Origin of the sequence: Gluconobacter thailandicus F149-1 = NBRC 100600 (genome assembly GCF_000964465.1) — a bacterium.
Taxonomy (GTDB): Bacteria; Pseudomonadota; Alphaproteobacteria; order Acetobacterales; family Acetobacteraceae; genus Gluconobacter; species Gluconobacter thailandicus.
Map to the genome: position 1 here is coordinate 1 of NZ_BANH01000082.1, position 3,688 is coordinate 3,688.

Consider the following 3,688-nt stretch of genomic DNA (forward strand, 5'->3'; position numbering starts at 1 on the left):
AGCCGGGGCCAGTCCCCAGCCGCTCGGTGGAGGGAGGGTAAACCTATGTCACTTCTTTCCGGTCTGATGGGCTTTCTGTTCCGCTCCAAAAAGATGCCACCTCGCCCCAATCCGGCAGACGTTCTTGATCGCGCCATCACCGACACGCAGGCATGGTACAGCCGCCTGTCCGACCGGCTGGATGATACCTCGGAAGATTCCTATGCGACCCGAAACGAGCTGCGTGACCGGATGTATTATGTCCACTACTTCGAAGAGGCGATGAAACAGGCCAAGGCCACCAGTTCCATGACCGTCGATCTCAGCATCAGGTATGGCGTGTATGATGACCCCGAGGACGACGCGATCGCCCGTTATGAAGCCGCATCATGCGGCCTGGAATATGTCCCCGACGAGCAGCGCGAAGAGGCCGAGTATGCGAGTGCCCTATGGGGTATCACCGAGGTACAACAGGCGCTGGAAGCGGCGGGCTTTACCGTCCTCACCGGCTTTCATGCCTACCTGATCGACCCTGAAGAAAGCCAGCGCGCGATGGAAGCCTTCCATGCCGAGATACTGGCCGAGCAAGAGCAGGCAGCCTGCGCCTGAATCCGGGAGAGAGGCCGTCTTGCCGGCCTCTCCACCATTCTCGAGAAAAACTCCATTTTTCTCTTGAACTCTCTTTATTATATCTCGTATATATTAGAGGCGGGCCGGGAGGATAAAACCGTTCGATCCGTCGCACAGGGAGGATAGCCCTATGTCCAAGGAAGACCACGCCGAAAAACAGGTATCGCCTCTTCACAATACCTTGCCGCTGATCCGGCTGGATCGCGACGAATACAGCACGATTTCGGCGATGAAGACAAAGCCGGATCTGATGGCCTACTGGACCCGTAAGGGCCGCGTTCGCGCCTGCGAAGCCGCCGTCCTGCCGGATCTGTGGGTCACGACCATCGGCAGCGACGGCACCGAGATCGAGGGGCTGATGCTGTCATGCCTGTGGGAAGGCCCACGGGACCAGCGCACCAGCTACGATCTGGACTCTGTTTATACCGTCCTGGTCCCCTTCATCGGCTTCGGTCGGGTGGCGGGCTGGATGACAACAGATACCGTTCTTTCCCGTATCGACAGCACGGGTCTGCGTATCGACTGAAACGATTCAAAAAACAAACGGGTTTTTCTTGTGATTTCGTCAGGAGGACCGCAGCATGAATGCCATATCGTCAATAAATGCGGGCCGGAAGCACAGCATGACGCAGACAGATGACAGTCCTGCGAATGGCAAGCGAACCGGACCCGTGGCCGACGCGGTTCTTGCCCTGCGCATCATGGTCGATGCACGGACCGAAGCGAAAATGGTCCTGATGGGTCTCACGAGCTATGTCGATGCCGTGGCCCATCTGGAAGCCAAACTAGCAGAGGAAGCAGAACGCCAGAATATTTCGGCAGATTTTGAAAAACTGGCCGAACATAGTCTCGAAGATGCCCTGCGCGTGGTTGAGTTCGAGCTGGACGAGCTGATGGCCCATCTCATGAGCTTGGCCGTGGCGATGAAAGCAGAGAATGCGCCGGTCGAGCGTATCCGCTCATGGGTGCAAAGCGCGGCCGATTCATACGGGATGGCCTTCCGGATCATGGTCCCCGTATGGCGGCTCAGGTCACTGGTCGATGCCGCCTTGCGGGAACCGCCCCCTGATGACGCTGAGCCAGCCGGGGAAGCTCACCTGGGCGACTAGACCAGCAAGCACGGACGATCGTGGTGAACGTCCGTGTCTCTATTATATCGCGGATATAAAAGGATGAAGCGATGACTGATCGCGTGAGATACGAAGCTCTCGTCCGCCGCTATGAGCGGATGTCTGTTGCCCGGCCGGGATACCCGGTCGGCGCCGATGGCCCCTTTCCCGCACATATCTGCGTGGGGTCGGTCCGCTTGCCCGTCCAGATGGAGGGCGGCCGGATCGTGGCGCTTGGCACCCACCCCCTGCCCCGCCAGGTCCTCGCGGATCTTCTGGCCGGGCTAGAGCGTGCGTGCCGGGTGTCATCGCGTATGGGAGGGCTGATGTCATGACCTACCTCGCGCCGCGACGGGTGGCGAAGCATCGCCATGTCTATCTGGCCGGCCCGGACCTGTCGGTCCTGGCCGTCAAGGAAAGCCGGGACACGGCAGCACGGTCGGCCGTGCAGCTCGCGCGCAGGCGCGGCATGTCGGTTTCCCTATGGGCAATGGACCAGAAATTGCGGCCCGGATCGAAGATCCGGCCCCGCTATGGCATCTATCTCGGAGAGGCGCATGTTTGACCCTGCCCACGGCAGCGGGCGGCCGGCTCTCTCGTTATTATATCCGATATATGTTAAAGGAGAGGATCTGTGCCTTGAAAGAGTTTCGATGTCTGAATCCGCGTCTGCTGTCCCTGTCCTTGATCGCACCCCGCGCCTGACGCTGTTCCGCGTCAAGCCCGCCGTGCGCCGGCAGCTCGAAGAGTATGTAAACGATAACGACACCTCCATGCGCTGCGCCATCCTTCAGGCGCTGAAGACGATCGGCGTGCATGTGGAGCCCGAGGATCTGGTACCCGAACGCAAGCGGCGTCTCAAACCGCATACGGGCGACGACACGGGCGAGCTGGTCGGGCTCTCCGTCAGCCTGCCGGTCTATGTCCGCGTAGCGGCAGAACTTTGGATGCGCGAGCATCCGGGAATGCGCCTCGTGAACATGGTCCTGACCGGACTGAAGGAGATGGGCTTCGAGATTGATGATGAAGACCTGACCGCAAAATGGACCTGGAAACCCTTTGTGGGGTGACGCTCACAGCCCGCCAGCTCAAACCAACAAACCCCGGAAAAGACCCATGACCGCGAAACAGGACAATGAACGGGCGGCGCTGGCACGCCTGATTAAAATTGCAAAGGGTGACACCGGACAATCGCGGCGTGTCGCGGATTTCCTGCTGGCATGGTGGAATGCAGGATCGTGCGGATCGTTTGATCTCACGTCGCTATGGGCGCTCGATAGGGCCATCGTGGAAGATATGACAGTCGTTTTCGGTCTGATTGGTCAGGCCGGCAATTACCCCGATCAGCTCGATCGTGCCCTTGGCCAGGAATTCGCCGCGATCATCGCGCAATGGCGATCGGCCTGTCATCCCACGTCCGCCTTCGCGGTTCCTCTCATGACATGCGCCACCATGAGGGGAACCGCGTCTTTCGTCATGGCGCAGCGAGCAGTGTCCCGTACGTCCCGATGATCCTCTGCACGACTGCTTCGTTGGCCGCCGCCCCGGAGCACGAGTTCAAAAACGCGGCACGCCTTGCTGCCGTTGCACCTGGCTCGTATCCCCAAAAGCCCCATACCTGAATACTGAAAAATTCTCCGACCGGGCCGCTGCAACCTGCACCTGTCGCCGGCATTCCGGCCATGCACAACAAAGCCGCACAGGGCTCCGCATGGGCGGCCGGTGAATACGAAACAGCACCGCCGATCATTGCTGTCCCGATCGCAATAAACAGTCTCTTCATGGCTGTGATTCCCTGTTCGTGGGAACAGAAATTTCGCAGAAAATTACATTTTTCTCAATTAAAACTGCACCAGACCGCCATTTAATCAGGTTTTACAAATCAGATCGCTTCTTCTTGTTCCCTAGATGACCTGTTCTGATGATGCGTGCGGGTTTTTTCGGGGGCTTGATCTCCGCTCTAGTTCGTA

Annotated in this window: 8 protein-coding genes; 7 read left to right on the top strand and 1 reads right to left on the bottom strand. The window is 58.9% G+C overall.

Annotated features, from left to right (window positions below):
* The first annotated feature begins 45 nt into the window (after window positions 1–45).
* From B7444_RS15150 to B7444_RS15180, 7 genes are all read left to right on the top strand, one after another.
* Entirely contained in the window at window positions 46–588 is a 543-nt protein-coding gene (locus B7444_RS15150) for a hypothetical protein (protein ID WP_007284688.1), read from the top strand.
* A 151-nt stretch (window positions 589–739) separates the two neighbouring features.
* On the top strand, window positions 740–1,135 hold the full coding sequence (locus tag B7444_RS15155; protein WP_007284689.1) for a hypothetical protein: 396 nt from the start codon (window positions 740–742) through the stop codon (window positions 1,133–1,135).
* 97 nt (window positions 1,136–1,232) lie between these two features.
* Window positions 1,233–1,718 (top strand): hypothetical protein, encoded by a 486-nt coding sequence (locus B7444_RS15160; protein ID WP_010665807.1) that lies wholly within the window; start codon window positions 1,233–1,235, stop codon window positions 1,716–1,718.
* Window positions 1,719–1,789: 71 nt separating this feature from the next.
* Window positions 1,790–2,053, top strand: a complete 264-nt coding sequence (locus tag B7444_RS15165) for a hypothetical protein (protein ID WP_231503082.1) — start codon at window positions 1,790–1,792, stop codon at window positions 2,051–2,053.
* Complete coding sequence (locus B7444_RS15170; RefSeq protein WP_010665809.1) at window positions 2,050–2,283, top strand: hypothetical protein; 234 nt, start codon at window positions 2,050–2,052, stop codon at window positions 2,281–2,283. The genes B7444_RS15165 and B7444_RS15170 overlap by 4 nt, the downstream gene beginning before the upstream one ends.
* A gap of 88 nt (window positions 2,284–2,371) precedes the next feature.
* Window positions 2,372–2,788: a hypothetical protein gene (locus B7444_RS15175; protein WP_007284693.1), complete on the top strand. Its 417-nt coding sequence runs from the start codon at window positions 2,372–2,374 to the stop codon at window positions 2,786–2,788.
* A 46-nt stretch (window positions 2,789–2,834) separates the two neighbouring features.
* On the top strand, window positions 2,835–3,230 hold the full coding sequence (locus tag B7444_RS15180) for a DUF7673 family protein (RefSeq protein ID WP_007284694.1): 396 nt from the start codon (window positions 2,835–2,837) through the stop codon (window positions 3,228–3,230).
* Here B7444_RS15180 and B7444_RS15185 read toward each other — a convergent pair.
* The gene (locus tag B7444_RS15185; protein ID WP_050856183.1) at window positions 3,193–3,501 is read right to left on the bottom strand and encodes a hypothetical protein; all 309 of its coding nucleotides are present in this window, start codon (window positions 3,499–3,501) and stop codon (window positions 3,193–3,195) included. The two genes, B7444_RS15180 and B7444_RS15185, sit on opposite strands and share 38 nt — an antisense overlap.
* Between the last annotated feature and the right edge of the window lie 187 nt (window positions 3,502–3,688).

Bases quoted from the DNA above. Each gene is read 5' to 3' on its own strand.
- B7444_RS15155 (WP_007284689.1), top strand. From the start codon at position 740: ATGTCCAAGGAAGACCACGCCGAAAAACAGGTATCGCCTCTTCACAAT.
- B7444_RS15170 (WP_010665809.1), top strand. From the start codon at position 2,050: ATGACCTACCTCGCGCCGCGACGGGTGGCGAAGCATCGCCATGTCTAT.
- B7444_RS15160 (WP_010665807.1), top strand. From the start codon at position 1,233: ATGACGCAGACAGATGACAGTCCTGCGAATGGCAAGCGAACCGGACCC.
- B7444_RS15150 (WP_007284688.1), top strand. From the start codon at position 46: ATGTCACTTCTTTCCGGTCTGATGGGCTTTCTGTTCCGCTCCAAAAAG.
- B7444_RS15185 (WP_050856183.1), bottom strand. From the start codon at position 3,501: ATGAAGAGACTGTTTATTGCGATCGGGACAGCAATGATCGGCGGTGCT.
- B7444_RS15165 (WP_231503082.1), top strand. From the start codon at position 1,790: ATGACTGATCGCGTGAGATACGAAGCTCTCGTCCGCCGCTATGAGCGG.
- B7444_RS15180 (WP_007284694.1), top strand. From the start codon at position 2,835: ATGACCGCGAAACAGGACAATGAACGGGCGGCGCTGGCACGCCTGATT.
- B7444_RS15175 (WP_007284693.1), top strand. From the start codon at position 2,372: ATGTCTGAATCCGCGTCTGCTGTCCCTGTCCTTGATCGCACCCCGCGC.